At 75.4% G+C, this 3,947-nt stretch carries 2 protein-coding genes; both read right to left on the reverse strand.

The window, feature by feature from the left end:
- Positions 1-1,199 (reverse strand): serine/threonine-protein kinase (locus tag FM076_RS12555; RefSeq protein WP_173874699.1); only part of this gene is annotated, 1,199 nt, incomplete at its 3' end.
- 118 nt (positions 1,200-1,317) lie between these two features.
- Positions 1,318-3,120: a protein kinase domain-containing protein gene (locus FM076_RS12560; protein WP_173870344.1), complete on the reverse strand. Its 1,803-nt coding sequence runs from the start codon at positions 3,118-3,120 to the stop codon at positions 1,318-1,320.
- Positions 3,121-3,947: the final 827 nt, after the last annotated feature.

A 3,947-nucleotide genomic window follows, 5' to 3' on the forward strand; every position in this document is an offset into this window, starting at 1 on the left:
AGCCAGCCGCCCACGGCCAGGGCCGCGGCCACCAGCGCCGCGACGACGCCCAGCGTGATCCGGCGGCGGCGTTCGGCCGCCCGGTGCCGTGCCGACCCGGCCCGCGCCTCCCCCGCCGCGCGGGGCGCGCGAGCCGTCCCGTGCGCCCCGCCGGCCAGCTCGTCCGCGCCGGGGACGCGCATGCTCGTGTGGGTGTCGCGGTTGGCGTCGGGACCGACCCGCGAGTGGACCAGCGGCACGGCACCCCCGGTGGCGGGCACGGCCTGCGCCTCCGGGCCGGCGGGCGCCCGCTCGGCCTGAGCGCCCTCGCCCTCGTGGTCCCCGTAGCCCTCGTAGCCGTCCTCGGAGTGCTCGTCGATGTCGAGCGGCGGCAGCCCCTCCAGCGCGGGCAGCAGCTCGCGCAGCCTGGACGCCAGTTCGACGGCGCGCAGCCGGGAGGCCGGGGCCTTGGCGAGGCACTGGTGGATGAGCTGCCACAGCTCGTCCGGGATGCCGGGCAGCGGCGCGACGGACTCCGTCACGTGGCGGCGCAGCACCGCGCCGGGGTGGCCGCCGCCGAACGGGGTGAAGCCGGAGAGCAGTTCGTAGAGCACGGTGGCCAGCGCGTAGATGTCCACGGCGGCCCGCGGCGGCAGCCCCTCGACGATCTCCGGCGCCAGATAGTCCGGGGTGCCGATGATCGAGGTGGCCCGGGTGCGGCTGGGCGAGTCGATGAGCTTGGCGACCCCGAAGTCGGTCAGCAGCGCGGGCGGCGCCCCGCCGGGCCCCTCCATCGACAGGGCGTCCAGCAGCACGTTCTCCGGCTTCACATCCCGGTGCACCAGCCCCGCGGCGTGCGCGGCGGCCAGCGCGTCGGCGACGTCCGCCGCGATGGCGACGGCCGCCGCCGGGGCGAGCCGGCGGTCCCGCTCCAGCCGGGTGCGCAGATCGGTGCCCCGCACCAGGTCCATGACCAGGGCCAGTTCGTTGCCGTCCACCACCAGGTCGCGGACGCCGACGACCCGGGGGTGGTCGAGGTGGAGGAGGGCGCTGCGCTCCTGGACGAACCGCTCGACCAGGTCCTGGTCCGCGGCCAGGTCCTCGCGCAGCAGTTTGATGGCGACGGGACCCTCGGGTCCGTCGCCGAGCCACACCGTTCCGGCGCTGCCGCGCCCGAGGATCCGGTGTGCCGTGTAGCGACTGCCGATCTTCCGTGCCATGGCGACAAAACTACGCGGCGGGGCCGGGGTTGGGAGCCCCGGATGCCGTCAACTGTCACTTCTGCGGGGTAAATCCCCCTTTGGAAGTCGACAAATCACCAAGGTCGGCAGCGTCGGGTCAATTGGTGAACTTCCCGAGGAAGTCCCCGATCTGGCCGACCACGTCCTTGGTGGACTGCCAGAAGCTCTTGCCCTCGGCCCACCACTCCGGCACCGGCGTGAAGTTCCACACCAGCACCACGGCCACGACCAGTATCAGGACCATGAACAGACAGCCCTTGAGGCAGCCCAGCCCCGGAATCCGCATCGGCGTGCGCTGCCGCGGCTCACGCCGCTGCCTCGGCTCACGCGGCGGCTGCGGCTCCCGCTGGGGCCTCGGCTCCCGGCGGCGCGGCGGCTGCGGCTCGTAGCGCTGCGGCGGCGGCTGCTGGGCCGGGGGACGCTGCCCGCCGTACTGCTGCGCAGGCTGTCCGTAGCCCTGCTGGCCATACCCCTGCTGCCCGTACGGGTCCTGGCGGGGGTGCTGCGGCGGGGCCGCGGCGCGGCGCTGCGGACGGCGGCGCAGCGGGTCCTGGCTCGGGTCGAGCGGCTGGAACTGCGTCTGCTCGTTGCGGTCCCGCGCCGCCCGCATCTGGCTCTCCCACGGATGCGGACCGTCCTGCTGCGGGGCCCCCTGCTGGCCCGGCGGGACGGGCGGCATGACCTGGGTGGGATCGGCGTTGCCGCCCGGCCCGCCCTGGCCGTAACCGCCCTGACCATGGGGGCCGCCGGTCTGCGGCATCACGTCGGTCTGCGCCGACGGGTCGTACTGCGGCGGCCCGCCCCGGTTGCCCGTCTGCGGCAGCACGTTCGTCTCGGCCGACGGGTCGTAGCCCCCGGCCGCACCCGCCGCACCGGCAGCCGCCGCGCCCGCCGCGCCGTGCGGCAGGACCTGCGTCGGCTCGGCGTCGCCCGCGCCTGAGCCCGGGGCGCTCCCGGCGCCCGCGCCGGTCTCCGGGACCGGGGCGGGCGTCGGGTCCGGCGCCAGCAGCGCCCCCACCCCCAGCGCCGCACCGGCCGCCTGCGGGGTCGCCTGCGCGCCGATGCCGTCGGCGACGGTACGCAGCGCACGCGCGAGGTTGACGGCACTGGGCCGCTCGTCGGGGTTCTTGCGCAGGCAGCGCTCGATGACCGTCCACAGCGGGTCGGGGATGTTCGCGGGGCGCTCCGGGTCCTGCGCCAGGTGCTGGTGCAGCACCGCCAGCGCGTTCTCGCCGCTGAACGGCGGACGCCCGGTGACCAGCTCGTACAGCACGATGCCCGCGCCGTAGATGTCCACGGCGGAGGTCTGCGGCCGGCCCTCCGCCGACTCCGGCGCCACATACGCCGGGGTGCCGACGAACTCCTGGGTGCGGGTGAGCCCCGGCGAGTCGGCCAGCCGCGCGATACCGAAGTCGGTGAGCATCGGGCGCATGCCGCTCTCGTCCTCGGTGAGCAGGACGTTCGCCGGCTTCAGGTCCCGGTGCACGATGCCGTCGGCGTGGCTGGCGGCCAGCGCGTCGGCCACCTGCGCGGTCACCAGACACGCGGCGATCGGCGAGAACGGACCGTTCTCGCGCAGGTAGCGGTGCAGGTCGGGACCGTCGATGAGGTCCATCACGAGCGCCAGGAGATCGCCCTCGACCACCAGGTCACGGGTCCTGACGATGTTGTGGTGGGTCAGCCGCAGGAGCACGGAGCGCTCCCGCAGGAACCGCATCACCACATCGGGATCGCTCGCCAGCTCCTCCTTGAGGACCTTGATGGCGACGGTCTCGCCGGGCTGCCCGGCCACCGCCGCCTCCGAGCCCGCCGTCTCCCGCTGGCGGGCCCGCCAGACAGTGCCCGTGGCGCCGCGCCCCAGCGGCTCTTCGAGCAGATACTTGCTGCCTACCGGCCGCACGTCATGCGCTCCCTGGTCTCGTCCTGCTATCCCGCCCACAATAGTGCCGCCACGCAAGCGGCCCCGGGCCCGCGCACGCGCCGCCGGGCACGCCCGCCTCGCCTGCGACCGGGCGGCCGGCTCCGGACACCCGGTGTCCGGACGGCTCCCCCGGAAGACGCACACCCGGTGGGGATGGTTGCGGCGGCGCCGCCGCCCGGACAAGATCGACCGAACAAGATCATTCCGGCGGCAAGATCGTGAAGGTGGCCAGGACGGGCTCCGTTGTCGGTCCCGGGTGCGAGTATGCATGCAACGGTACGGAAAGCGTGCCGGCGGAACGGACGCGGAACCGGTGCGCGAGCCCGGTCGGCGGGCGGACCGCCGGCGGACCGCCGTGGCCGGGCGGCATGCCGCCCGGCCACGGCGGGACACTGCCGGGGCACGGCGGAGCACCGCCGGACCCCGGCGGACACCGTCCGGGCACGACGGGGCACCCTCCGGGCACGGCGCGCGCGGAGCGCGCCGGACGCGGAGACATCGCGGACAGGTCGCGGACAGACCGCGGACGGACCGCGAACAGCACGCGGCCGGACGCGGACGGACCGCGCCCGGCACGCGGATCAGGCCGCAGGAATGCGGACGGACCGCAGAGATGCGGACGGGACCTGGAGGGCAGATGCAGATCCGGCTGACTGTCGCCCTGGCGCCGCGCGGCGCACGCAGCGCGGTGGACGCGGGTGAGGGCGGCGGTACGGGCACGCCGCCGTCCCACCCGGTCGGGTACGCGAACGTGCTGGTCACAGCGCCCGCCGGGACGGTCCTCGCCGCCGTGACGGGCGCCCTGG

Origin of the sequence: Streptomyces albus subsp. chlorinus (assembly GCF_013302895.1) — a bacterium.
Lineage (GTDB): Bacteria > Actinomycetota > Actinomycetes > Streptomycetales > Streptomycetaceae > Streptomyces > Streptomyces chlorinus.